Source organism: Agaribacter flavus (assembly GCF_042646125.1).
In the GTDB taxonomy this organism is placed as follows: domain Bacteria; phylum Pseudomonadota; class Gammaproteobacteria; order Enterobacterales; family Alteromonadaceae; genus Glaciecola; species Glaciecola flavus.
The window spans coordinates 191,414-217,453 of sequence record NZ_JBHRSW010000047.1 but is presented as its reverse complement, the minus strand read 5'-3'; the positions used below and the strand labels follow the sequence as shown (position 1 = coordinate 217,453).

13 protein-coding genes and 1 pseudogene are annotated in these 26,040 nt (G+C 41.4%); 9 read left to right on the top strand and 5 right to left on the bottom strand.

Annotated features, from left to right (window positions below; all coding sequences use genetic code 11):
* The first annotated feature begins 6 nt into the window (after window positions 1–6).
* From ACFOHL_RS16600 to ACFOHL_RS16570, 7 genes and pseudogenes are all read left to right on the top strand, one after another.
* A pseudogene (locus tag ACFOHL_RS16600) lies at window positions 7–2,599 on the top strand (N-6 DNA methylase).
* Window positions 2,592–3,941: a restriction endonuclease subunit S gene (locus tag ACFOHL_RS16595; protein WP_376921357.1), complete on the top strand. Its 1,350-nt coding sequence runs from the start codon at window positions 2,592–2,594 to the stop codon at window positions 3,939–3,941. Before ACFOHL_RS16600 ends, ACFOHL_RS16595 begins: the two are co-directional and overlap by 8 nt.
* A complete protein-coding gene (locus ACFOHL_RS16590; protein ID WP_376921356.1) occupies window positions 3,941–4,846 on the top strand; it encodes an SIR2 family protein in 906 nt (301 codons plus the stop codon). Before ACFOHL_RS16595 ends, ACFOHL_RS16590 begins: the two co-directional genes overlap by 1 nt.
* Window positions 4,839–7,655 (top strand): hypothetical protein, encoded by a 2,817-nt coding sequence (locus tag ACFOHL_RS16585; RefSeq protein ID WP_376921355.1) that lies wholly within the window; start codon window positions 4,839–4,841, stop codon window positions 7,653–7,655. Before ACFOHL_RS16590 ends, ACFOHL_RS16585 begins: the two co-directional genes overlap by 8 nt.
* Window positions 7,656–7,657: 2 nt before the next feature.
* Complete coding sequence (locus ACFOHL_RS16580; protein ID WP_376921354.1) at window positions 7,658–10,978, top strand: type I restriction endonuclease subunit R; 3,321 nt, start codon at window positions 7,658–7,660, stop codon at window positions 10,976–10,978.
* Window positions 10,978–11,679, top strand: coding sequence for a M48 family metallopeptidase (locus tag ACFOHL_RS16575; RefSeq protein ID WP_376921353.1), 702 nt, complete (start codon window positions 10,978–10,980; stop codon window positions 11,677–11,679). The genes ACFOHL_RS16580 and ACFOHL_RS16575 overlap by 1 nt, the downstream gene beginning before the upstream one ends.
* A 125-nt stretch (window positions 11,680–11,804) precedes the next feature.
* Window positions 11,805–12,116 carry a hypothetical protein gene (locus tag ACFOHL_RS16570; RefSeq protein WP_376921352.1) on the top strand — a complete coding sequence of 104 codons (312 nt, stop codon included), beginning with the start codon at window positions 11,805–11,807 and terminating at the stop codon, window positions 12,114–12,116.
* A gap of 139 nt (window positions 12,117–12,255) precedes the next feature.
* Here ACFOHL_RS16570 and ACFOHL_RS16565 read toward each other — a convergent pair whose 3' ends face one another.
* The 5 genes from ACFOHL_RS16565 to ACFOHL_RS16545 all read right to left on the bottom strand — a co-directional run bounded on the left by ACFOHL_RS16565 (window position 12,256) and on the right by ACFOHL_RS16545 (window position 20,522).
* Entirely contained in the window at window positions 12,256–13,446 is a 1,191-nt protein-coding gene (locus ACFOHL_RS16565) for a BaiN/RdsA family NAD(P)/FAD-dependent oxidoreductase (protein WP_376921351.1), read from the bottom strand.
* 77 nt (window positions 13,447–13,523) lie between these two features.
* On the bottom strand, window positions 13,524–16,115 hold the full coding sequence (locus ACFOHL_RS16560; RefSeq protein ID WP_376921350.1) for a TonB-dependent receptor: 2,592 nt from the start codon (window positions 16,113–16,115) through the stop codon (window positions 13,524–13,526).
* A 140-nt stretch (window positions 16,116–16,255) separates the two neighbouring features.
* Complete coding sequence (locus tag ACFOHL_RS16555) at window positions 16,256–19,150, bottom strand: TonB-dependent receptor (protein WP_376921349.1); 2,895 nt, start codon at window positions 19,148–19,150, stop codon at window positions 16,256–16,258.
* Between the two features lie 4 nt (window positions 19,151–19,154).
* Window positions 19,155–20,021: a FecR family protein gene (locus tag ACFOHL_RS16550; RefSeq protein WP_376921348.1), complete on the bottom strand. Its 867-nt coding sequence runs from the start codon at window positions 20,019–20,021 to the stop codon at window positions 19,155–19,157.
* A gap of 3 nt (window positions 20,022–20,024) precedes the next feature.
* Complete coding sequence (locus ACFOHL_RS16545) at window positions 20,025–20,522, bottom strand: RNA polymerase sigma factor (protein ID WP_376921347.1); 498 nt, start codon at window positions 20,520–20,522, stop codon at window positions 20,025–20,027.
* Window positions 20,523–20,876: 354 nt separating this feature from the next.
* Between ACFOHL_RS16545 and ACFOHL_RS16540 the strand changes: the two genes are divergently transcribed.
* Both ACFOHL_RS16540 and ACFOHL_RS16535 read left to right on the top strand, forming a co-directional pair.
* A complete protein-coding gene (locus ACFOHL_RS16540) occupies window positions 20,877–24,656 on the top strand; it encodes a DUF1592 domain-containing protein (RefSeq protein ID WP_376921346.1) in 3,780 nt (1,259 codons plus the stop codon).
* On the top strand, window positions 24,656–26,029 hold the full coding sequence (locus tag ACFOHL_RS16535) for a DUF1552 domain-containing protein (protein ID WP_376921345.1): 1,374 nt from the start codon (window positions 24,656–24,658) through the stop codon (window positions 26,027–26,029). Before ACFOHL_RS16540 ends, ACFOHL_RS16535 begins: the two co-directional genes overlap by 1 nt.
* Window positions 26,030–26,040: the final 11 nt, after the last annotated feature.

The following is a 26,040-nucleotide window of genomic DNA, read 5'->3' as shown; positions in this document are numbered from 1 at the left end:
GAAAACATGAAACATAAACTGACATTAACTAGATTAGAAAGCTTGCTTTTTAAAGCGTGTGACATATTACGCGGCAAAATGGATGCCTCGGAATATAAAGAATACATCTTCGGTATGTTGTTCTTAAAGCGCATGTCTGATCAATTTGAAGCAGATAAAGCCGCTATTCGTGCCCGTTTAGAAAAAGAAGGTAAATCTGAAGCTGCCATTGAAAAGCTTGTTTCTTTGCCTTCTCAGTTTGATTACTTTGTACCAGAAGCTGCATCATGGTCAACTATTAAGCACGTTAAGAAAAACGTGGGGACTGAGCTAAATAAAGCGCTTGCTGCACTTGAAGATGCCAATATTAAAAAGGGTCTAGAAGACGTACTAAAGCATATCAACTTCAATAAAAAAGTTGGTAAGAAACCAATGGAAGATAAGGTGTTGATTGATTTCATTCAGCACTTTGACCAAAAAGATTTTACGTTAACCAATGAGTGCTTTGAATTTCCTGATTTACTTGGTGCAGCCTACGAATACTTAATCAAATTCTTTGCCGATAGCGCTGGTAAAAAAGGTGGTGAATTCTATACGCCTTCTGAGGTAGTTCGCTTATTGGTTGAACTACTTCAACCCGGTGAAGGGATGGAAATATACGACCCCACCGTTGGCAGTGGCGGTATGCTCATCCAAAGTAAGAAGTATGTTGAAGAAACGGGTGGTGACGTAAACAAAATAGATTTATTCGGTCAGGAAGACAGCGGCACCACATGGTCTATTTGTAAAATGAATATGATTTTGCACGGTGTGGGAGGTGCAAATATTCAAAATGAAGACACCCTTGCCAAACCCCAGCATATTGACGCTAATGGCGAAATCCGCACTTATTCAAGGGTTATCGCGAATCCACCGTTTTCTCAAAATTACAGTCGCGATGGCATGACACACCAAAGCCGCTTCCACACGTGGCTACCAGAGGGCGGTAAAAAAGCTGATTTCATGTTTGTTCAACACATGCTGGCTTCACTTAAGCAAGATGGCAAGATGGCAGTGGTAATGCCGCATGGCGTGTTGTTCCGTGGTGGTGAGGAGAAAACATGTCGCCAAAAGTACATTGAAGAAGGGATCTTAGAAGCGGTTATTGGTTTACCACAAGGTTTATTCTATGGAACGGGTATCCCTGCTTGTGTCTTAGTATTTAACAAGGCTAATGCGGCTAAGCGCAAACATGTTGTATTTATCAATGCGGATCGCGAATACAAAGAAGGTAAAAAACCAAAATAGCCTTCGCCCAGAAGACATTGAAAAAATCACTCATGTATATGAATCCCTCACATCAGATACTGATAACAATGTAGAAAAATACGCACGTGCAGTGCCTGTTAGTGAACTTGAGCAAGAAGAATTCAATTTAAACATTAGACGTTATGTTGATAACAGCCCAGCACCTGAGCCTCATGATGTAAAAGCACACTTAAATGGTGGTGTACCTGCTGATGAAGTTAACAGCCTCGAATCTCACTGGCAAAATTATGCCAAATTAAAAGAAGCATTATTTACTTCAGGCCACCCTAAGCAAAAAGATGGCGACTCGCTCTCTTCAAAATATTGGTCTTTTGCTCCGGCTATTGAAAGCAAAGCCGACATTAAAACAACTATAGAAAACCACCTTCAACTTATTGCTAAGCATGATGCTTTTTATGCGCAGTTAGATAATTGGTGGAGTACGCACTTTGTTCCGCAATTCCATAAACTCGGTGATGAAAAATTAGGCTCTAAAGGTGTTTTTGCGTTAAGACGCGATGCTATAAACAGCATTGTCTGTGCCTTATTACCTGAAAACTTGCTATCTATTTATCAAGTGCGCGGTGCAATGGCAAATAACTTTAAACAACATGAAGCGGACCTTAAATCTATTGCCAACTCAGGTTGGAATGCTGAACTTATTCCAGATGAAGAAATTCTTGAATCTCAGTTCCCAGAAGTACTAGCAAGCCTTAAAAAAGACGCTGCAAGGATTACAGAGCTGGAAGCACTGTTTGCAGTAGCAAATGAGACTACTGAAGATGACGGTGATGAAACAGTGGAAGAGCCTGAATCAGGCGTATTGCCAAAAGTTCAGGTGAAAGCACTTAAAGATGCGAAAAAAGAGAACAACGGACAACTTCGCGATTTAAAGAAAGAGCTAAAGTTCGCCAAAAAAGAAGACTCTGCGAGTGCCCAAATTCGTAAAAAACAGCTTGAAGCTAGCATTGAAAAGCTAACCTCAGCTAATTCTGATATAGACACAAAGTTAGAGCAGCACACAGTACTTGAAAAAGAACTAAAAGAGCTAAAAGCTGGCATTAAAGAAGCGGAAAAGAAAAAAGAAGATCTTGTAGAAGCTGCGCGTGAAAAAATCACACCAGAAGAAGCTAAGGCACTTATTGAGGCACGCTTTAAACAGCAGATGGTTGATAGCTATGCACACTACCTTCGCCAACTCATTACGCAATTAATTAAAGCGGTTGAGAACCTTCACAACAAATATGCAATTACGGTTAAAGATATTCTTACAGAACGCGATCAACAGGCTAACTTACTAAATAGATTCTTGGTGGAATTAGGATATGAATAGTCAAATAATACGCCACAGGTTCCCGGACGGTTGGAAAATAAAAGAACTAAATGAGTTTGCTGATGACAGTGCAGATAGCTTTGTTGATGGGCCATTTGGCTCAGACTTAAAAGTTAGTGACTATACACCAGAAGGTGTAAGAGTGTTGCAGCTTCAAAATCTGGGTGATGGAATTTTTAAGAATAACAGCAAAATATATACGAGCGAGACGAAAGCTATGCAGCTTAGACGCTGTGTAACAAAGCCCGGTGATATTATAATTGCAAAAATGGCAGAACCTCTAGCAAGGGCGGCTATTGTTCCTTCAATTGATCGCAAGTCGCTCATCGTTGCTGACCTAATCAAGTTAAGGACTGCAAAGGATGTAGACTCTAATTTTTTAGTTAACTATATAAATTTTTATGATTTCAGAAGAGAGGCTGATAGGTTATCTACAGGAACAACTAGAACAAGAATCAGCTTATCTACATTAAAGAAAATATCACTTCCTTATCCACCAATAGAACAGCAGAAAAAAATTGCAGAGATATTAACCTCGGTTGATAACCTTATTGAGCAAACCCAAAACCTTATCGACAAATATACAGCAGTCAAACAAGGCATGATGGCTGATTTATTCTCTCGTGGTATAGATTTGTCTGGTACGCAAGAAAACAATAAAAGCTATGGTCAATTGCGTCCAAGCTACGAATACGCACCTGAGCTATATCATGAAACAGAGCTTGGTTGGGTGCCTCGGGATTGGGATGTTGTAAAAATAGATAACATATCAACTCAAATGACGAATGGGTTTGTTGGAGTGGCGACACCACATTATGCCAATGAAAATGAAGCTGGTATTCGATACCTTTATGGAAATAATGTCCGAGCAGACAAGTTAGAGCTTGATACTGTATTAAAAATAAAACCCGAATTTCACCAAAAGCTCCAAAAGTCACAATTAAGACAAGGTGATATGCTTACTGTTCAATCAGGCCATATTGGTACTACCGCAATAGTCCCGCCAAACTTTGGCGAAGCCAACTGCCATGCCCTAATTATAACTAGATTAGTACAATCTAAAATACTTCCAGAATTTTTATCATTTTATTTGAATTCTGCAATTGGTATGAATCGTATGGAAGAGATTTTCGTAGGATCAACGATTAAGCACGTAAATGTAAAAGAATTAAAATCTTTCTTAGTGCCTTTACCTTCAATTGAAGAACAACAAGCTGCATTAAACAAAATCGTTGGAGCGAGAAACCTAATAGATGATGAATTAAAATATTTGGAAAAGTTAAAGTTAAAGAAAAAGGGCCTGATGCAAGATTTGCTAACAGGGAAAGTAAAGGTAGATTAATGGCGGCTCTACGACCAGAACCTAAGTTACCAGATGAAATAATCGAGGCTGCGAAAGCGGGAAATTTGGTCTTATTTATAGGTGCAGGTGTATCGAGAATGGCTGGTCACCCATCATGGGATGGATTTGCTGATGCTGTGATAAATCAGCTTGTTAAAAACGAAGTTATCGATCACCATGAAAAGTCATTAATTAATGCTCTCCCAGACCCAAGGAAACGTTTGTCTATTGCCAAAATTTTAGATGAGGATAATGGTGCAAAAGTTGACTACAAAAAAATATTCGAATTAGATGAACCTTGGTGTGATGTCTATGATTTTATAAACAAATATGACTGCACCTTTGTAACTACAAACTACGATAAGCTGATCAATCCAACAATATCTCAAGGTAAACCAGAAACCAGTTGGCGTAGCTTCAAACGAAAAGATCTATTAAACGCAAAACTAGATACAAGAGGGTCTGTGATTCACCTGCATGGTTGTGTAGATGACCCCTCAAGTATGATTGTTACAACTAAGGATTACTTGGAACATTATGTCTCCGATGAAGTTCCTAAGTTCCTAACCCACCTTTTTTCCACGAAAGTCGTTCTATTTCTTGGTTATGGGTTGGAAGAAACCGAAATACTTGAATATGTATTGAAGTCTAGTAACCAGAAAGAAGAACCTCAGAAGCGACTATTTATACTTCAAGGCTTCTTTAATGCTGAAGAGCCGTTATTTAACAAATTGAAAGCTTATTATGAACAATCATTTAATGCTCAACTGATCGTTTTTCCACGAGATCATCAAGATTATGCACAACAACAAGCCATTATCAAAAAGTGGTGCGATGAACTTGAATTTAAAGACTTAGCTCTTGCTGACAAGTTAGCTGCGTTAGAGGCAGATCTGGATGAGTAATGAATTAAGTGCGAAGCAGCGAAGTGCTTTACAGAGAGTAATAGATGACCCGGCTTTACAACCTTGGCTTTTTAAAAAAGTTGATAGCCTAATATGGTTTGATGCATTTAAAGAAAATAATTTATTTTCTCCTAATTTAAATCCAGCTCCAGTTACAAAGACTGACGGTACAATTCACATACCCTCATGGCCCATCACAGAATATCTTGTTTCGTCATCTTTTAAATTAAGAGAAGAAAATGATGTCGAAGTGGCACGAAAATATTTAAGTCTACTAAAAGAAGTTACTCAATATGCGGTAGTAAATGAGCGTTCTAACTACAGGACATGGTGGCAATTCAGTAAAGTTCTTAGAAATATACCTTTAGAGGTTATCAACCTTGACGATATTGGCTGTGTTAGCGACTGGCTAAACGATAAATTTGACCGCTATCTTGTTAATAAAGAAATTAGTGAGTGGATGTTAGAGCTGATTGATATTAATACTGAACAGTCGGTTTCATTCGCCATATTTCTGTTAGACAAGTTATTTGCAATTCACAGTGTTGAAGGCAGATACGCAGATAAAAAACATGAAGCCGTATTGGGATTTGATGACTATCAAGCCGCAAAGTTTGTAGAAGAAAATGCTTCATCTCTCGGTGAAAAGTTAGGTTTAGTCGCAGTAAACTTATGTGAGCAAAAACTCAAAGAAGTACTCGATATTAATCGCAATGATAAATGGTCAAATGTTTGGCGAAACGCAATACCTGAACATAAGCAAAACAGCAGACACAATGACGCTGATGATATTGTTCTAAAGCTTTTTAGAGACGCTTTGTTAGGTTACGTAAAAGAAGATTCTGATAACAACGCTAATGAAAAACTAACAGAGTTAATCAATAGCGATTACCAAACGATTAAACGAGTCGCTATTTATGTTGCGAGTGAATGTTTTGAAAAGCTTGAACAGCAAGTAGTAACTTTAGTTATTCAGCCAACTCATTTTAATGATAAGTATCGCCATGAGCTTTGGCATTTTATCCATAAGAATTTTTCTTCACTGAAAGCAGAGCAGCAACAATCAGTTATTGCAGCGATAGAATCATTGAATGTAACGGATGAAGACACTGGCGTACTATTAGACAAACCAACTGCTTACAAGCAGTCAAATTGGTTTGCCGCAATCAAAGGTGAAAATGAAGAGACACAAGCGAAGTATCAAGCTTGTGTTGATATTACAGGTGTTGAGCCAGAACATCCCGACTTTTCATGCTATATGAGCGGTGGCGTTGCGGTAGATGTATCTCCACTGTCTGTATCTGAACTTGCCGTTATGCTTGAAGACATTGATTCTTTGATACGTTTCTTAAACGAGTACAAAGAAGTTGGGCACTTCAATGAACCGGGCATAGAGGGTTTAGTTAATACGTTTGAGGAGCTAGTTTTACTAGATAGTTGTGAAATCCTTAATAACTTAGATGCATTCATTGAGCTTAAGCCACATTATTTGAATAAAATATTCTCTGCTTATTCCAAGTTATGGACAGATAAAGTACAGCGACCGTGGAACGAGCTTTGGCCTAAAATTATTAACTTTGCTGATAAATTGTTTAATGAAGCTTCTTTTTGGAATTCTGTTGATAATACTGATTCAGGCCCGTTCATTGGTGACAAACACTGGGTGATCAGTTCTTATTGTCGATTAATCGAGTCAGGATGTGAAAAGGATGAACACGCTTTTGATCTTAAGTTAACACACGATGTTAAAAATACGCTTGAGCTAATTCTAAACAAAGCATCGGGTGAAGACTTTAATGATGACTCTGACGCTGTATCTATCGCTATTAATAGTCCAAGGGGTCGATGCTTAGAGGCTTACGTTAAATTAGCTCTATACCAATGCAGAAATGTTGGTAAAGATTCTGAAGAGCACAAAGAAATATGGGCTGGCTATCAGCCAACTTTCGACCATGAACTGAGCAAGCCAGATACTGTTGGTGAATATGAGTTTATTACGATTCTATTAATGTATGTGCGTAACTTTCTTTATCTTTCTAAAGACTGGACTGTGCAAAATATTGAGCAAATGTTTGGTGAAAAAAACTCTCTTCAATGGCGATGCGCTTTACAAGCCTATTCATATGTAGGTTGGTTAATTCCTGAAATTCATACTCATTTTAAAGAAAAAAAATATTATCCGGCACTGCTAGATGATGAAAGCCTGTCAGATACGGTTAAAGGTCGCTATATAGAGTATGCATGTATTGCATATCTTCAAAGAAGAGATCAACTGGATGATGAAAGCTTGTTGAGGCTTCTGTTAGATAGACAAAAAGAAAATGAGTTAAGCAAAGTTGTTTGGTTTTTATGGTCAATAAGAGATCAAAATGTAGACAAGACCAAAGAGTTAGTATTTGCTTTATGGCCTGATTTAGTTGATCTAATAAATCAACAAGATTCTGATAAAAAGCCTTTGGCATCTAAGCTAGCTTTGTGGGCGGAATACATTGAAGAAATGACGGTTGATACTAAAGCTTGGTTGATGGCAGTCGCTCCTTATATCAATGACGATCACAATGGTATGTCGTTTATGCAAGAAATGGCGAGGTTGAGTGAGGGCTATGCCAGTGATGTTGCGGATATTTGGATAGAAACATTATCAAAGCCATTTTATATGTATGAGCTAGACCCTTTAGAAACAATATTTAAGAATATAATCTCGTTAGGTCTGGAAGGACAGGCAATTGCAAAAGAAATTGCTGACATTTATATAGAGAACAATGACGAGCCAGTCGTAGCACTGTATCAAAGGATTATTAGAGGATAGGTATGTCTGAATATCAATTTGTAGAAAAGCCATTATTGAATCAACTGGCTGCTATGGAATGGCTGATTATAGAGCATCCGCAAAATGTTACTCCTACAAATCCTGAAATTAGCCTCCGAGAAAACTTTAGAGAAATTGTAATCAAGCAGGAATTCATAAAGGCTGTAAGCACACTCAACACTATTGATGGGCAATGCTGGTTAACTGATTCACAAATAGATGGACTTTATGAAGACTTTACTGATTTTGGTGTTAAGAGTCTGCTTGAAAACAATCAAGAGTTTATGGAGCGAATCAAAAAATGGCAGGTAGATGAGAACACCGTAACTGGTGAGCAGAACCCTACGGTTAACATTATTGATTTTGATAATTGGAAGGCCAACCGATTTGTTGCAATAAATCAGTTTCGTATTGATACCCCTGCTGGCGTTAAAGAGTGCATCATTCCTGATGTTGTATTGTTTGTTAATGGCCTTCCGCTTGTTGTTATTGAATGTAAAGATGTAAATAGCTTTACGTCAGACCCAATGAATCAAGCAATAGAGCAATTAAGGCGATATGCCGATCTAAGGGAGCCTGAAGGCTCTCAACTGATTGAAGGGGAAGAAAAGCTTTTTTATACCAATCAATTAATGGTTGGTACATATGGTGACAACGCCAAGTTCGGTACAGTTACATCAACAGAAGAGTATTATTTTAATTGGAAAACAATTTACCCTGATGATACTCCTTATGTAGACCCCACGACAGGGAAACATCGTAAACAAGAAACCCTTGTTCAAGGTATGTTGCACCCAAGAAACCTGATAGACATTACGAATAACTTTACATTATTCATGGATGCAGGAAAGCAACGCATAAAGGTTGTTGCTCGTTATCAGCAATATCGTGCGGTTAATAAGATTATTCAACGAATTAGAACTGGCGAGACAAGTGATGATCGTTCTGGTGTCGTTTGGCATACACAAGGTAGCGGCAAGTCACTAACAATGGTCTTTTTAGTGCGCAAAATGCGTAGTACCGAAGACTTGAAAGATTACAAAGTATTGATGGTCAATGACCGTAAAGACCTAGACAAACAGCTTGGTGAAACGGCTGATTTAACAGGCGAAAAGGTTTATCGCATTTCAAGCAGTGATGAAGTTAAAACAGAGCTGTGTGATGATCGCTCAACTCTGAATATGGTGATGGTGCATAAATTTAGAGAAGCAGATAACAGCAATACACCAGATTATTTAAATGAGGCTTTAGGTAAATTTGTTGCAGAACCCTCTTCTGATTATTCTTCTGAAGCTGACAAGGACAATGTTGTGAAGCTATTTGAAAGCTTTGGTGAGGTTAATTCATCAGAGAAAGTGCTTATCATGATTGATGAAGCACACCGAACACAGAAAACAGGGCAAGATAAAGCCAGCTTGTCGGACAATATGTTCGATGCATTCCCCAATGCAACTCGCTTGGCTTTTACTGGTACTCCTTTAATTGCCGACCACCACAACGATCCAACTTGGAAACGCTTTGGCAATAACCCTGATGAACCATATATTGATGAATACAAACTTCAAGATGCCGTAGATGATGGTGCTACTCTGCAAATATTGTACGAGGGCAAAACAGCCGACTCAGCAATCTATGATAAACATGGTTTTGATACAAAATTTGAAAACTTATTTAAAGACAGAACCGAAGAAGAAATAGCCGCAATCCGCAAAAAATATGGTGCAACTGGCGATATATTAGAAGCTGAAGATCGTATTGAAGAAATATCTAACGACCTTGTTAAGCACTATATACAAAAAGTATTGCCTAGTGGCTATAAAGCTCAGGTTGTTTGTTCTTCAAAGCAAGCGGCATTGCACTACCAAACGTTTATTAGAAAAGCGCTTAATGACTGGGCAGAAGAGGAAAAGCAAAAGCCTACAGAAGAACAGGATATAGAGCTGCTCAAACAGGTCGAGTTTTTAGATGCTATGGTTGTCATTTCTTCTGATGGAACGAATGAAAAGGCTTCATTCGTTGCTGCTAGAAACGAGTCTCGTAAACGTAATGCGGTGGAAAACTTTAAGAAGAAATTTGATTACGACAAGCCAGATACAGGCATCGGATTTCTCATAGTTTGTGACATGCTTCTTACTGGTTTTGATGCGCCCATTGAACAGGTTATGTACATCGATAAGAAGCTAAAAGAACATAACTTACTGCAAACAATAGCCCGTGTTAACAGAACATATCCCGGCAAAACAGTTGGGTATGTTGTCGATTACATAGGGTTAACTGAGAATCTAAAAGAAGCGCTATCGCTATACTCAGGCAAAGATCAAAAAGATATTTTAGACACGTTTAAATCGGTTGAGTCTGAAATGCCTGTACTTCAAAGCCGTTATAGGCAGTTAATTCAACTATTTGAAGATAAAGATATCTCACAAATAGAAAATCTCGTTCAACAGAAGTTATCTTCAGATATTGAAAGATACAAAGTTACTGAGTCAGTCATTCAAGCATTAGAGGATATTAAAACTCGCGATAGCTTTAATGTTTATCTAAAGAAATTCATGCAAAGTATGGATATTATCTTGCCAAACAAGCTGGCACATCCATACAAAATACCTATGTATCAATTTAGTCATCTACAGGCTAAAGCAAGAGAGCGGTATAAAGATGACTCTATCAATATTGCTGGTGCTGGTGAAAAAGTTCGCAAGCTAGTTAGTGAACATCTAATTAGCCTAGGTATAAACCCTAAGGTGCCACCTGTAGAGTTATTCTCAGACAAATTCATTACCACCTTAAAAGAGCATAAGGATGATCGTGCTGCGGCTAGTGAAATGGAACATGCTATTCGTAAGCATTGTAAAGTGAATGAAGCTGATGACCCTGTAATGTATAAACGCTTCAGTGAAAAGCTGGATGATATTCTTAAGAAGTATAATAAGCAGTGGGATCAGATGCTGCTTCACTTGGAAACATTAAGAGAGGAAATTGATGAAGGTAGAGGTGATGATACATCTGCTGGAGATCCGTTTACTGATCTAATCATTGAGTTGGCATTTGATGGTTCTTGCCAGCCAAGTGAGATGGAAGCCGTTAAGAGTATTGTTGAACAAATACTAGAAATAATGGCTGACAAAATTGAAGGTTTAAACTTCTGGGATCGCCCTAATATGGTTGATGAACTTGAAGGTAAAATCCAAGAAGTATTTATTTTGAGTGACATTCCGGCACTAGAAGAATCCTTTGAGCTAGTGACAACAGAGTTATTGAATCTAGCCAAAAGAAGAGAGCTAGATATTTTGTCTAACAGAAAACAACAGGATGGTAATTAGTGGCAGATACTTTAAATGTCAGCACATATAAGGATATCAGCTACCAACTGAAGAAAAGTGATAGGAAGACAACAAGTATTTATATTGAACGTGATGGTACTGTTTTAGTAATAGCGCCATCACCGTTTGATGTTGAGAAAATTGAACAAATCATAGAGTCTAAAAGAAGCTGGATATATAAAAGCCTAGCCGAGTGGGAGGACCTTAACAGAACTCGAATACATCGAGAGTATGTTAACGGAGAAAGTTTTTTATATTTTGGCAGAAACTACCGTCTGCAACTAGTGAAAGACCAATTAGAGCCTCTCACTTTCCATTATGGACAGTTTAAGTTGTTAGATTCAGAAGTTGCTAATGCCCCTGATCACTTTAAGAACTTTTACAAAACGAAATTGCAGCAGCGCTTAAATGAAAGGCTTAAGCTCTATCAGCCAAAAATGAAACTGAAACCTGCCAGTATTCGAGTTATGGAGTTACAAAACCGCTGGGGATCATGCACTTCGAAAGGAGCAATAAACCTTCATTGGAAGTGTGCCATGTTACCTTTAAGTGTGTTGGACTACGTTATAGTTCATGAACTTGCGCATTTAGAAGACAAAAATCACTCTCCCAAATTTTGGCGTACGATAGAAAAAGTGATGCCAGATTATGATGAAGCCAAAAAGTGGCTGAAGTTTAATGGCGCAGGAATGACACTTTAACTGTTTTATAATTAGTAGTTTAGAAGACTACTTATTAAAAAGTCAGGATTAGATCCACGCTTTCAATATGTTTTTAACCAGTGATTTCCTATGATTGGCCTGTCTAGGTTTATTGAGGCTGAGTTATGGAAACTATCGTAAAAAATTGGCAAATCGTGAGTGTATTGGAGGGCGAAAATTCCATAGGTAAAGTACTTTGGGGCGTATGTATTGAAGATATGTCGTTCCGATTTATAGAAGGCGATTATATTTGCACCTCAAAGTTGGTTGAAATAACCCCCAAGGAAGGTTTACTTAAAACAGCCAGTGGCAGTATTTATAAGGTAGTGGGACGAGGCGGTAAAGCAAGTATAGATTACCGTGACTTTGAGCTACTGCGCAATGGCTTTAGCCCTGAGCAAATTCATGCGTTGAAAACCGCAACACAGCAGCATTAACATAAAACTGTAAGTTGCGGCAGCTATTCTATAGACAATAACACGTCTTTACTTGCGACAAGCCAAGATTGTATCTATTTAATAAACAATAGTGCCTGTTTAGTTCTGAAAGTATCTGTTTTCATTCTGAGCCACTATTTCAAACCACCTGCCCTGCACACCAGCCGCTACTCCATGCCCATTGAAAATTATAGCCGCCAAGCCAGCCGGTCACATCCATCACTTCACCGACAAAGTACAGCCCTTTTTGGCTTTTGCACTCCATGGTTTTAGAAGACAAAGCATCGGTATTCACGCCTCCCAAAGTGACTTCTGCCGTTCGGTAACCTTCTGTGCCATTGGGTTTAACCTGCCAATCGTGAAAGCTGTACACAACTTCGCTTAGCTCTTTTTGGTTGTACTGTTTGATGGCTTTGTTTTTGATTTGAAAATAATGCAGTAGTGTTTGCACCAAGCGTTTCGGGTAGTGATGGCTCAACACACTTGAAAGCTGGGAATTTGGGTGGGCCTTTTGCGCTTCGTCAAGTATCGCTTGTAGATTTTGATTTGGTGATAAATCAAAGTGAACACTGTCACCTGCTTGCCAAAAAGACGATATCTGCAATACCGCTGGTCCGCTCAATCCTCTATGAGTAAATAACATGCTTTCGTTAAAAGTGGTGTGATTGCAGCTTGCACTGGCATCTACCGAAATGCCACTTAACTCAGCCAGTACTTGCTTGTCGGCCTCGTGCAAGGTAAAGGGCACAAGGGCAGCGCGTGTGGGAACAATGTCTAGGTCAAACTGCTCAGCAATTTTATAGCCAATCGGCGTGGCACCCAACTTTGGCATACTCAAACCGCCAGTTGCCACCACAAAACTTTCGCAACAAAAAGTACCCATGGCAGTATCAACTTTATAGCCGTTTTCGTTGACTTCGAGTGAAACAAACTCACAACGGTTAATGATGTTTACCTGCGCTTTTTTGCATTCGGCGAGTAACATATCGACAATGTCTTTAGCGCTATTATCGCAAAACAACTGCCCTAAGGTTTTCTCGTGATAGGCAATGCCATAGTCGTTGACGAGGCCAATAAAATCCCATTGTGTATAACGGCTCAAAGCCGATTTACAAAAGTGTGGATTTTGAGATAAGAAGTTTTCGTGTGATGCGAACATATTGGTAAAATTACAACGCCCACCACCAGACATCAAAATTTTGCCGCCCAGACGTTTGGCATGGTCTATCACCGCTACTTTGCGACCTCGTTTACCGGCTTCTATCGCGCAAAATAAACCCGCAGCTCCTGCCCCAAGCACAACAACATCATAATCTGTGACAGATTTCACCAATTTTTGTTCTCAAATACACCTTTGTAGTTGCGGATAAGTATACGGGTGGCACTCAATGAGCGCCACCCTCATCACTAAAACTTAGCGCTTACTCCTAATGAGAAACGTCGCCCGTAGTGATCGATTCGGCCGCCACGAATACGTTCATCAAAGTACGTTTTTATCGATTCGTCGGTAATATTAACGGCTTCAAATTGTACACGTATGCTTTCAGAGATATCGTAAAAAATACTGCTGTCTACAGTGCCAAATGCGTCTTGAAATTGATCAGATACAGCGCCCACACCATTACTCACCAAAAAGTCATCTCGCCAGTTGTAGCCGACTCGTGCGCCAAAGTTGCCATATTCGTAAAACGCAACAACGTTAACGCTATTTTCTGACAAGCCTGCAATGGGTTGTGCGACGAGCTGTCCGTCTTGTGATACTTCTACTTCACTTTCAACAAATGTGTAATTGGCTTGAATACCCAAACCATTGAACGGTGATGGTAAGCCTTCAAATACTTGTTGATAGGCGATTTCCAAACCGGATATGTCACCTTTACCCGTATTTGACGGGGCACTCAATATTACTTCGGTACCTTCTACATCTAAAAGCTGTGCCTGAGTTGAAATAAAGGTACTGATGTCTTTATAAAAATACCCCATCGACACATAGCCAGCTTCGCTAAAGTAATACTCAGCCGAAACATCGTATTGCAGCGCTTCATAAGGTTCTAAAAGAGGGTTTCCACCTCTAGCGGTGGGCGAATCGGTGCTAAACGTCAAGCCTGGACGAAGATCGGGTAAAGACGGTCTAGTCAACACTTTGGCAAAAGCCGTGCGAAGCAACCACTCCTCTGACAACTCTAAATTTAAGTTGGCACTAGGTAGAACTTCTACGTAATCAGTCTCGAAATCTACCGCTTGCGGTGCGCCGTCAATGATACTTGTGCCTGAGGGTGATTGCTCAGAGTTGACGACCCGTAGACCGATGTTACCGAAAAAGGGTAAATCACTCTCTTCTTCAAAGTTAAGAAGTACATATGCAGCCGAAATAGTCTCTTCCACTATGTATGAGTTTCTTTGGTCGCCTGCCGTAAGTGGGTTGTTGATCAAGTCAGGTGTAAAGAATCGATCAAAAAAGCTACTTTCATTCGGTACCGCCCAAACACTCGGGTAGTTTGCGCTGACTTGACTCGCAAAATCACTGACTGGAAACGCCTCAAAAAATTCACTGCCAAAAAACTCGCCACTGATCCCATCCGAGACTCTGATATCACGCCTGTTGTACTCGCGTTGGCGATGACGGTAGTGTAAACCAAATTCAACAGAAGAAATTAGCCCAGACAGGTAACACTCAAAATCGAGTTTTAAAGCATTGTCTGTGTCCTCAACTGCAATAGTACGATATTCAATGCGTCTACCCGGAAATATACTGCTGTCGGTAATATCAACGGGAAAGCTAAAGGCGGGTGCATCATTAAAACCTGCTCGATAGTCAAAACCTACCGCTTGGTCATTCAGACGAATACGCGTGCGTCGAATAGGCGCGACGGTCTCACTATTAGCAAGTGAGGTACTAAGATCAACAGCCACGCGCCAATCTTCCATGTCCCAAACATTATTTATACCCAAACTAAAGGAGTCATGCTCTGAATCAGAACTTTCTCGAGAAAGTTGTAAGTTGGTATCCAAGGCAGTACCAGCGACTAAGGAATTTCCTTCTACAATTGGGTTAGCCACGCTGCCGCCCAATTCAATATCTATCCCTATTTCATCAAAGGCCACATTAAACTTGGAGTACAAGAGATCGATGTTAAGTTCGTGAACATCATTTGCTTTCCACTGGATACTTGATGCAATCGATTGACGTGTTCTTTCTTGGCGTTCGAGTGTGGGGCGATTTCTCTGTGGTGCAAACACCTCTTCCAATGATTGCGATTCGCCTTCTTCAGCAGAGAGTGCACCTTGGATCCAATTAAATGTAAACACTCTATCTTGACGAAGATCTCTCTGTGAATAAGCACCAGAGAGTAAAAAGCCTAGGGACTTGTCATCGTTTGTCCAGCTATACAGGCCTGATACTTTTGGATCGGTGCTGTCCGCTAAGTCTGACTGACTGGCAGATACGGTGATTGAACCTGATGTACCCAGTTGAAAAGGTTTAAACGTTTGGATATTAACTAGACCACCAATCGCCCCTTCTTCCATCTTGGCACTCGGCGACTTCACCACTTCAAGCCCAGAAATAAGTGAGGAAGGCAGTATGTCATAACGAAACTGGCGTCCATTTTGTCCGCTGTTTTCCACGTTTTCATTTACGGCAATACTTCTTCCATTTAATTGCGCAATTTGAAATGTTGGACCAAGGCCACGCACACTCACCCCAAGTCCTTCGCCTCTGTTGCGATCTATTTGTACTCCGGGCACAAGTTGCAAGGCTTCAGCTACGTTCTCCGAAGGAAACTTTCCAATGTCCTCAGCAGAAATCGCATCGGTCACCGTATCGGCGGATCGCTTGAGATCCATGGCTCGAATCAAGCTACTCGAGTACGAGCCTAAGACCAGAATTTTTTCAACAACTTCATCACTCTCTGTTGATGCAGTTTGTGCTAAAGCGTTGGTCGCGATAATTGAGCCAATGGCAAAACTAAGCGTAGAAAGGTAAAAACTTTTTTTCATTAGATGTCTCCTATTAAGTTGTTGCTAAGAAGACGAATGAGAAAAAGCTTTTAGGACATTATTTTTTGTGACAATTTAGTGACATAGCGGCAACTCGCATTGCAGCTAGGATTGGTGATGACTCAAGAAATTAGGTAAATCTAGATCTTCACGCTCAAATTGACCGCGAGATTAGCGCCCACCAATTCCAATTCTTTTAGAGTTTGCCCGCCTGAATGTTCAAAATAATAACGAAGAGGCGCCGACAGCAAATTTTTTGCACTGAGGGTAAATTTGACTGAGTCTGATAGCCAATATGCTAAATCTGCACGCAAATAACGTTGTTTGGCAAGGTTTGTATCAGGCACTGGTGCACCATTTTCCGTAAAAAGTAATTCGCTTTGAATATCAAGCCCGACCCTCGCACTTAAGCTATGGTTTTCATAGACAAGTTGTGCCTTAAAATTCCAGTCTGGAACCAACTCAACTTGTTGCTCTATGCCTCCTTTAGCTAGCCACGTCCCACTCATGTTTAATAAGGTACTAGCTGATAGTCGAATCTGCATATCAGCCTCTGCACCATAAGTCGAGAAATCTCGGCTATTCTCGGGTCTTGATAAAAGGTATGGCTCGTCAAAAATATTGATTGTTTCGCTTTCAATGGCAACAAAACCCGATAAGGCTCGCAAAAATCCACCGAAAGACACGTTTACATCACTATGACCAGACCAGAGCCAGTGCAGCTCTATGTTGCGGGACTCAATTGGTTTCAGTTCAGGATTACCCCCCGACGCTAGACGCACGCCTTCCGTCGTATTTAAAGACAAGCCCGGTTGGAGATCAGAATAGCTTGGAAAGGCAAGAGAATGACTCGCAGAAAATTTTAGCAATGCATCTTCACTCAATTCCACACGCATGTTTACACTCGGTAACCAATAACTTCTAGCGGTATTATTTTGCCGAAATACCGGAGTTTGGAGACTAACTTGAGGCTCAACACCAGTCACAAAGGATTCCCAATATTGCCAACGAAGACCGACACTCAAATCAATCGGCATGGGTGACATATACGATGCATCCCCTTGAAAAAAAGCACCTAACACACTTTCTTGAATAGCGTAACTACGCCCCAAATCAGCCAAGCTAGCTTGTGTATCATCAAAATCACTCAATATTGTTCTACTCAAGCTAGCACTAGGTACTTGCCAAACGCTAGGTAACTCTGCTAAAAAATCGTCAGATAAAAAATTCCTCGGCGTTATGGTCTCAACAAAGGAAGGCATAAACGAAATGTCTGCTAGTCGCTCAGCATCTGCTGCAAAATCCCGACGACGGTATTGTCGATGTTTGTCTCGCCAATCTACGCCAAAGCTAAGTCTATCTAGGTAGTGCTCGTTCAGCAAAAGCTCGGCCTTACTGACTAGTGATGTCCCTTTGTCTGAAGAACGAATACTTCTTGAACTTGCATGTTCTATATATGCAGCATCAGCAACTAAGTTAGGAAAAGGGCTTGGCGCAAAAGATACATCCGCATCTAAGCCACCTAATAAGGAATAAGAAAAAGGGCGCGGCTCAACCTCAATGCGCGTTCGCTCAATTAGACTCGCCGTTTTACTGATAGCTGAAGTATCGGCTACAGACAACAATAAACGCCACGCGTTTTGGTTTACCGTGACAGAGAGCATACTCGTGCTGTTACTATGAATTTGCTTGGAGGTATCCAACGCTGAGCGCAACACAATACTGTCAAAAGATGCCGCTACCAAACTGCCGTTTTCGACAATAAAATCACTAGGAGATGATGCTGCTGTATCCAGCCGAGCAAGCCAACGTTGCTCGGTGTAGTGGCTGGTTAATGACGAATAGAAATGATCTGCATCTAAACTAAAATATTCACTTGGTCGCCACTGAAAAGAAAAAGATTGGCTATCATGATCTCTGTTTTCGTTCTCGATGGTTACTGCTATTCTATTGCTTGGTATCAAGACGTCTTCACCCACGCCATCCAAAAAGTAGCTATTTCCATTTGGCTCCCAGTTCCATGTTTGAAAGTGATCTTGACGAATGTCTCGGCTAAAGCTACTAGCAGATACAAGCAAGCCAAACTGTTTGTTAGCACTTACCCAACTTTTTAAACCCCATATTCTGGGCGACTCAACTTTGCCCTTTTCATCTCCTTCAATACCCACACTAAGTTCAGTGAGTTGTTTCTTCATAGACAAAGGCCGTATGCTTTGCATGGAAATTGTTGCGCCAATCCCACTCGCCGCGGCATCGACTTTTGGCGACTTGACTAACTCAATCGCTTGAATATGTTGAACAGGCAATACATCAAATCGAAACGCGCGTCCAAATTGACCACTGTCTCGCACATTCTCATTAACAGCCAAAGTATGTCCATTGAGTAAAGTTGTCTGATAACTAGGCCCGACTCCCCTTACACTGACACTCAAGCCCTCTCCAAAATCGCGGGAAATAGTGATCCCCGATAAATAACCAAATGTGTCAGCGAGGTTGGCGGTCGGCGAAGCGACAAGCGCCGAACGATTGACTGAACTGAGAATATCATTTGCTGCTTGTCGTTTGGCGAATTCCCCAGAAAAACTGCTGCTCCAAGCGTGAGTATTTGCAGTATAATCGGCGCTTGTCCTATTGCCTCGCACTTCCATTCTTTCAATATTTTCTTTTTTTTCTACTTCCACTACATTGACCACCCCTTTTCTCACTTTTGGCTTAAGCACGACGCCATTTGCGATCAACTTTATGTCTATAGACGTCGAACTTAATATGACTTGCAATAAAGTGTGTAAGGGATACCGACCACTAATAGCAGGCGTAGTGATATCCTCAATTAGGCTTGCATCAGCCACAATTGCTGTGTCAAAAAGATCAGCGAGAATGGGAATAAGATCCGTTAAGGTTGAAGCTGGCAAGTCAACTGACTGGGACGGCAAATCGCCGTCAAAATCTTCACCAGACTTTGCCTGTACAGGCACAAATGAGGCGACTGCCACAAGCATGCCCGCCAACACAACAAAGTAGAGTACCTTGCTCATGTTTTTACAACGCACTTAGATATATATTGTCTTTGTTTTCATTGATTTTTAAGTTGTATAGCTCACTTATTAAACGCACGCTAGCAGGTACATCGCGTAACATAAATGATCCTGTCACCTTTTTTGTGTTGAGTTCTGGGGCTAAATAAAGCGGTTTGTGCGAATAGCGATTTAAACGCTCAACCACTAACTGAAGCGGTATGCTCTGGGCATTTAACAAACCATGTTGCCAATCTACAGGGGCAGCCTCGTCAAAACGTGTCTTTTCTTCAAATTGGCCTAAGGTATCCAGTGAAACGCGCTGACCTTGCGTTAATACAATCAGCTCACCGTGCCTGTTTATAACTTCCACCACCCCCTCATATACTGATACCCGCAAACCTTGTTTGCTTTGCTCAACATTGAACTCGGTGCCGACAACGTGAATCTCACCATAAAAAGAACGGATCTGAAATGGCGTTTCAGGCTTATGTTGTACGTCAAAATATGCCTCACCTTCATCAAACGACACAAGACGTTGAGTATCTGATAAAGCAACGGTAATTTTTGTACTCGCATTTAAACGAATACTCGAACCGTCACTCAATTCAAAGGCACGCTGTTCTGCCGACGCAGTGGAATAGTAAAGAGGCTCGACTTTGGCCTTCGCTACAGTCAACTCGGAGGTGCTTGGTGTTTTGTTGAATAATACAACGGCTAATAGAAGGCATGCTGCCATCCCGGTATACCAAAATGCCATGCGCTTGTGCTGGCGAGGTGCCTGAGCGTCTCTTATTTGCGTGAGCGCTTGATGCAATGCTGGGTCATGCCAAATATCTTGCTCTAAGCTATCTGTTTTGGCGGATGGGGTGTTTTTTTTATCGTTGTCCATTTTTTACTCCCCCTTATTGTCAGCCGGCATTAGCTTCGCCATTTCTGACTTTAAGCAATGCATGGCTCGAGAAATATGTTTATCTACACTATCAACTGAAATATTGAGTACCTTAGCAATGTGTTTTTTATCTTGCCCCTCTACGCGGTACCTAATAAACACCTCTTGTCTGAGCTTTGGCATCGCAGAAATGAGTGATTGATACAGCTCTATGCGCTGCGTTTCATGCATCACCTTATCCAAATTGGTTTTGTGGCAGCTCGGTTCGTGTGGCATCGCTTCTGGCATATTAGCCTCACAACGATGCATATCAAACGCGATATTGCGCGCCACTTTTTTTGCATATCCTTGAGGATGCTCTATGGGCGTGGTTGCCGACGACATCTTAATATATGTCTCTTGCAACACGTCATCAATATCACAGTCTCGCTGTACAAGCTTTCTCACGTAATTTCGCAATGAAGGCGTGAATAAAAATGAAGGAGAAAAGGAGGATTTCATAACAAGCACTGCCGTTTCTTGTCTGTTTAAACTTGTAGCAGGCTATAGTCGGCGATAAAAATGACAACAAAATGACATCTTGTGAATGACTAAGTCGTGTGCGGGTAAAACTAGAGCAAAAATGCAAGCTAAGATCCCGAGTCACAGAAAAGAAAAAGAAACTCGGCTACTCTCCAAAAAAAATCTGCAAGCTCAGATTTGTTACACGAATTAACTAAATAGTAATTTTATTTAACATAAATGCGAAACACTTTAATAATAAACGACAATACTCTGTAATACGTCACTGAACATGCGAGCACTTATCAAAACGGAATGATTCGTCTGGTGTGAGGATAATGGTCTTGAGGAAACATGATAAATAAATTTAGTCAAAAAATACCCTTGTCGTTGGTATTACTAGCGGTAGCACTGTTGGCCACTGCGCTGTTGGTTGAATTTGACGGTCAAGCAGGCGATGGCATATTGCGTTTCTTTGGGCGTTTCCACGTGCTGGTATTGCATTTTCCTGTGACTCTACTGCTTATCGCGCCGATTGTGTGGTTGCTAAGTAGCACCAAGAAGTATGAAAAATATCGCGTGGCGGTCATGCCTTTGTGGTGGCTGGGAGCCATCAGTGCAGTCTGCACGGTAACCTTGGGTATTTTGCTGGCGGCAAATGAAGGTTATCACTTCCAAGAAGTAAGACTGCATATGTTGGCAGGTACCACAGTTGCTTTACTTGCTTTATTTTGCACCGCTAAAGCCCACAATTACGCTCAGCAAAGCAACTTGGGCATACGCAAAACCCAAGTCGTATTGAGTACTAGCCTTGCACTGAGTATCTTTATTGCTGCACACGCAGGTGGCAACCTTGTTCACGGCGAAACTTATCTGACTCGTTTTGCTCCACAGCCCATAAAATCTCTATTGCACAAAGAAGATGACACGATCAACATCGCTGCCGTTAATGACAGCCATTACACCGACACTGTACGACCAATACTGGAAAAAGCGTGTTTCGATTGCCACGGTCCCGACAGCCAAAAAGGCAACGTCAGACTGGATAACCTTAACCCTGATTTTGTAAACGGCATTGATGCGCCCCACTGGCATGCAGCACTGGACATGATTAACTCTGGTGAAATGCCACCCAAGAAAAAATATCAACCGAGTGACGAAGACCGAAGGGTCATTGTCGATTGGATGACAGAGGGTATTAAGTTAGCCAAAGAAGCCAAAAAAGGCGATAGCCAGTTGGTTATGCGAAGGTTAACAAGAGAACAATATACTAATACTTTGCAGGAATTACTTGGGCTGGATATTGATTTTGGCGCTGCATTACCTAGTGATCCTCTTTCGGCTATGGGTTTCAGCAACAGTGGTGAACTGCTACAGAGTTCGACCTTACACTTAGAAACGTTTGAATCTATCGCCAGACAAGCTTTAGACAAGGCAATTAATATTGGCGACAAACCTCAAATTCACCACTATCGTATGAGCTTTGGTCGAAACAAAGGAATGGGTGAAAATGGAACCAAATCAACTGGCTACCTCGACACGCCCGTCGACCCTGAGGATTTCATTGTTAGACCCGCACCGTTTAACGACACAACAGATGAATTTGAAGCAATAAAACCCTATTTTAGCGCCAGTATGCGTGGCTCAGATCAACGTCGTTTTCTTTTGCATGACGATAAGATGTCGCTTTATTCTGCAAAACCTCACGTCGATACTACCGCAGATGGTCAATTTGGTGCATGGCATGGCCCATCCCCCAATTTATCTATGCAGATTAAAGATCAGTATCCCCGAGAAGGCGACTTTGTTGTCAGGGTTAAAGCCGCAAAAGGAAACAGCTTTGCTAAAACAATCAGCTCGATCATGCCATCTAACGAGTATCCGGCTCTGGTCACAATTAAAGAGGGTCAATTAGCAGATTCTTTGTCTGAAGGCGAGTTGTCTCAAGTCGCAGCCGGTGTCAGTCGTTTTGTCCAGGTCGAAGGCTTGTCAATCGCAGGTGAGTCCAAAGAACTGCTGTTGAACAATGGAAAGACAGAAGCGGTAAAAGCATCGGGTTCAATTTTATTGGATGACGAGCTGGGCAATTTGTATCAATTTGATCTAGTCCATCCCGAACTTGCCCCAGGCACACAAGCGCAAATAAAAATTCAAGTAAAACCCTTGAAAAAGATGACTGTTACGCTCAAACCTACAGGTAAAGCGAAAGTAGGCGAGCTCGTGGCTACCAGCTTTGCACATACATTTATGACTGGGCGTTGGCACAATATCACGATTACTGGCGATCAACACTTTCCTGGATTTAGCCATGTTGTCGCCACCAAGTTAGATACGTCTCATCCCATTGCTAAGGATTACCCCTTAGACTACTTTGAGAACAATATCGATGACTCAGCCAACCCCGTCATCACGCCTTATATTGGCACACGAACTGACGATGGTATGGATTACAAAACCTTCGCACAATCCGCTCTTGTCGACTCTGAAGCTTCAAAGATATATACATTTAAAGGGCGATTGGAGAATTTGCCGATACCTTTCCACGGTACTGTCGGTGACCATATTACCAGCAGTAGCATGAAAGTTGGCCTTTGGAATGATGACAAAATTAAGAAAAACGAAGACAAAGGTTCAGTTTTAGATATCGAATACATTGAATTTGAAGCGCCCTACTTTGAACAATGGCCAACGCAATCTCATCAGCAAATCTTTATCACCTCGTCTGCCCCAGATGGAAGTGAAGCGTACGCCAGAGAAGTTATCACACAATTTACAGAGCGTGCATTTCGCCGTCCTGTTAGTAAAGACGATATCGATCCCTACATGACGCTATGGCACACCGTCAAAGATGATTTCCCTACCTTTGAAGAGGGTATAAAAGAAACGCTCGTGGCCGTCTTAAGCTCACCTAATTTCTTGTTTTTGGTTGAGCCACAATCCGAGCAAGCGAATACCTTAATCGCCGATGAAAACGATGCAAAAGAAAGTGATACGCCGCAAAGCTTACTTAGCGCGACGATAAATTTTGTCGGAGAAACCTTTAAGGGCATAGCAAGCGCACACGCCAGTCAAACCAGCATTGGTTTAGATGAGTATGCACTTGCTAACCGTTTGTCCTATTTTTTATGGAACTCACCACCCGATCAGGAACTACTAAACTTAGCCAAGCAAGGACGTTTATCTGAACAACTGAATGCACAAATCAATAGAATGCTAGCGGACGATGAAAAGCTCATGCGCTTTATAGAAGTATTCAGCGAGGAGTGGTTACGTTTAGACAGACAGCAACTGCAAAGTGTCGACGTCGAAACTTTTCCAGATTACACACGATTTGTAAAACAAGACATGTTTAGTGAAACCACTTACTTTCTCAAAAAGCTAATTCAGGGTGACATGAGCATGCTCAATATGATTGATTCGGACTTTGCTATGCTCAATCAGAATCTAGCCGAGTTTTATGGTATTGACGGGGTAGTTGGACATGAGTTTAGAGCGGTCTCACTGATAGACGAGAGCAACGAAAACAGCTCAGACTCTCCTCGTATCCAAAGGGGCGGATTATTGTCACAAGGTGCTTTCTTAACGGGTCACGCTGATGGCGTCCACAGTCATCCGGTAAAACGTGCTGTATGGTTAAAAGAAAAAATTCTTGGTGATGAGCCGCCGCCGCCTCCTCCCAATGTACCTGATTTGGATCCGGAAACACCAGGATTTGAAAAGCTCACGCTAAAACAACAGCTTGAAAAACATCGTGATAAAGAATCTTGTCGAGATTGTCACGCCAAGATAGATCCCTTTGGTGTTGTGTTCGAAAAATATGATGCTGTTGGTCGGTATCGCAGCCACTATAAAACACTTGCCATTGATGCCAGTTCAACGTTGCCAGATGGCACAGTAGTGGACGGTGTATCTGACATTAAAGCCTATTTGCTCTCAAAACAACCAGACCAAGTAGCCTTATCTTTCATCAAACACCTCTTTAGTTATGCCTTGGGGAAAGACGTGAGTTTTCACGACGAAGATGAAATTCAAGCAATTTTAAATAAAGTTAAACAAGATGAGTACGGCATGAAAAGCGCATTTAAACATGTCATCAACAGCCCATCTTTCTTAAATAGTAAAGGAGCAAGTTAATGGCTCGAGTCAAACCTTTTCGCCTTCATCGCCGCAGCTTTTTAAAAGGTCTAGGCGTGGCTGCCTGCTTACCTTATTTAGAATGCATGGCGTCTACGCCACAACTTGGACAGCGAAGTACGCCTCCCAAAAGAATGGCGTTTGTATACGTACCAAACGGTGTGGGCTTACCGGGTTTAGATTCTGAATATAAGGATTGGCACTGGTTTCCTAATGGAGAGGGTGAAAACTACCAATTTACAAAAGTACTTGAGTCAATGGAGCCGCATCGCGCCGACATCTCGATAATTGGCGGCCTAAGTCACCCGCGATCACGCAGTTTACTCGGTCATATTGCTGGAGACACCTTTTTAACAGGCGGTGATGTTCGCACCGACTATAACAATACTATCTCTGTTGATCAGTACGCCGCTGCCGTGAAAAAAATTGATAACCGTTTCCCCTCGCTAGTGCTGTCTGCTGATGGTGGGGTCGGGTTTAAATCTCGTGCCTCCACCTTGTCGTTTGACAGCCGTGGCGCAGCTATTCCTTCAGAACATGACCACCGTAAAATTTTTGAGCGTTACTTTACCCAAGACGGTAAAAACGTCAGTATCGAACGTCGAAAAAGCCTTGTTCGACGCAAAAAAATCGTCGATTTAGTATTAGAAGACTCAAAGCGTTTGCAAAGCAAATTAGGGCAAAACGACCGGTATCGCTTAGACGAACACATGAGCGCATTAAATTCACTGGAAGAACAGATACAACGCAACGAGGCTTGGCTAGATATCCCCCTCAAAGACTTCTCAGTTGACCACCTTGATCTAATGGTGGACGCCAAAATAGACCCTCAAGCCTACATTCGCTCGATGTACGATTTAATTGTATTGGCATTTAAAGTAGATATGACAGAAGTCGTCTCCTACATGGTGTCTAGAGAAGACGGCATGGGTTTAGGTGACGCATATCCGCGTTTATCTTTGGGGATCAAAAAAGGCCACCATGCAATTAGTCATGACAAAACAACTGGACATTGGACAGAATGGGGACTATATGATCAGTGGCTAGCCGGTCATTTTAGTTATTTTGTTGAGCAGATGAAAAACACGCATGATGAATTTGGCTCCCTACTCGACAATACGCAAATTCTGTATGGCAGTGCTTGTAGCACAACGCACAATGCGCGGAATTACCCGTTGATCTTGGCTGGGGGTAAAAATATGGGCTTAAAACACGGTAGTTATCACAAGTACTCTGACGATGTGCATTTGTCCAATCTATTTAAAAACATGCTAAATGCTGCCGGTGTACCCGCCACATCATTCTCTGATAGCAATGATGTTGAGCCTGACATGCCGCAGATTTTCGGTAAAACAAACACACTGGCAGTATAAAGCCAATCTAA

Excerpts from the sequence above, each read along its gene's own strand:
- ACFOHL_RS16570 (WP_376921352.1), top strand. The coding sequence starts at position 11,805 with ATGGAAACTATCGTAAAAAATTGGCAAATCGTGAGTGTATTGGAGGGC.
- ACFOHL_RS16595 (WP_376921357.1), top strand. The coding sequence starts at position 2,592 with ATGAATAGTCAAATAATACGCCACAGGTTCCCGGACGGTTGGAAAATA.
- ACFOHL_RS16550 (WP_376921348.1), bottom strand. The coding sequence starts at position 20,021 with ATGGACAACGATAAAAAAAACACCCCATCCGCCAAAACAGATAGCTTA.
- ACFOHL_RS16560 (WP_376921350.1), bottom strand. The coding sequence starts at position 16,115 with ATGAAAAAAAGTTTTTACCTTTCTACGCTTAGTTTTGCCATTGGCTCA.
- ACFOHL_RS16590 (WP_376921356.1), top strand. The coding sequence starts at position 3,941 with ATGGCGGCTCTACGACCAGAACCTAAGTTACCAGATGAAATAATCGAG.
- ACFOHL_RS16535 (WP_376921345.1), top strand. The coding sequence starts at position 24,656 with ATGGCTCGAGTCAAACCTTTTCGCCTTCATCGCCGCAGCTTTTTAAAA.
- ACFOHL_RS16555 (WP_376921349.1), bottom strand. The coding sequence starts at position 19,150 with ATGAGCAAGGTACTCTACTTTGTTGTGTTGGCGGGCATGCTTGTGGCA.
- ACFOHL_RS16580 (WP_376921354.1), top strand. The coding sequence starts at position 7,658 with ATGTCTGAATATCAATTTGTAGAAAAGCCATTATTGAATCAACTGGCT.
- ACFOHL_RS16540 (WP_376921346.1), top strand. The coding sequence starts at position 20,877 with ATGATAAATAAATTTAGTCAAAAAATACCCTTGTCGTTGGTATTACTA.
- ACFOHL_RS16545 (WP_376921347.1), bottom strand. The coding sequence starts at position 20,522 with ATGAAATCCTCCTTTTCTCCTTCATTTTTATTCACGCCTTCATTGCGA.
- ACFOHL_RS16585 (WP_376921355.1), top strand. The coding sequence starts at position 4,839 with ATGAGTAATGAATTAAGTGCGAAGCAGCGAAGTGCTTTACAGAGAGTA.